This window comes from Desulfosarcina cetonica JCM 12296, from assembly GCF_001311845.1.
GTDB lineage: Bacteria > Desulfobacterota > Desulfobacteria > Desulfobacterales > Desulfosarcinaceae > Desulfosarcina > Desulfosarcina cetonica.
In genome coordinates, this window is record NZ_BBCC01000521.1 from 1 (window position 1) to 731 (window position 731).

At 59.6% G+C, this 731-nt stretch carries 1 pseudogene; it reads right to left on the reverse strand.

Annotated features, from left to right (window positions below):
- Window positions 1-543, reverse strand: a pseudogene (locus JCM12296_RS35360) (4Fe-4S dicluster domain-containing protein); the annotation flags it as partial.
- Window positions 544-731 lie beyond the last annotated feature (188 nt).

Sequence of the window (731 nt, forward strand, 5' to 3'; positions counted from 1 at the left end):
AAAGGCCTTGCCCTTTTCGGTAAACACCTTGGCCAGGTAACCGTCCGCCTGCGCCATCATGAGAATATCCAGGCCTTCGGCATGGTAGGGCCCGCAGCCGCAGCTGGTGCAAAAGCAGGTGGACAGCGGCGTATCGCAGGCCATGCCGATAAAGGTGGTGGCCTCAAACGCCCCGAGCCAGTAGGGATCCTTGACGTCCGGGGCGTCGAAGTTGAGTTTTACCAGTTGCGTGGCCTTGGCGTCGCAGGGCCGGATGCCCACCACGGCCCGCGGGGCGTCATCCCTGGCCGGCGCTTTCATGATATGGTGATCATCATTGGATTCGTCCAGCGAATATTCCAGGATCACGTCGGACTGGGGAAAGATCAAGTCCTTGGGGGAGAGCCGGGTGTTGACCAGGTCCAGGTCCGGGGTCTGGCCTTTTGCAAGGGCCTTGAACGCATGCCGGTCCTTCTCCCGCACCGGCCCGAACAGTCGGTAGTGATCCGCCGCGGCCGCCAAACCTTGCGTCCATTCTTGTTTATCAATCGTTAGCAGCGTCATGTTTTTTACCCCTTTGTTACTTAATAAAGTCTCCCGGATCATTGGCCTGATAAACATCCAGGGCCGGACGCTGATCCAGGGAGAGACCGGCCTCCCAGCCGAACTGTTTCTGGCAGTCCTTTTCCAGTTTGCGCGTCAACAGCCGCATGTTGATGCCCACCGGACAGGCCCGTTCGCAGGCCCCGCAG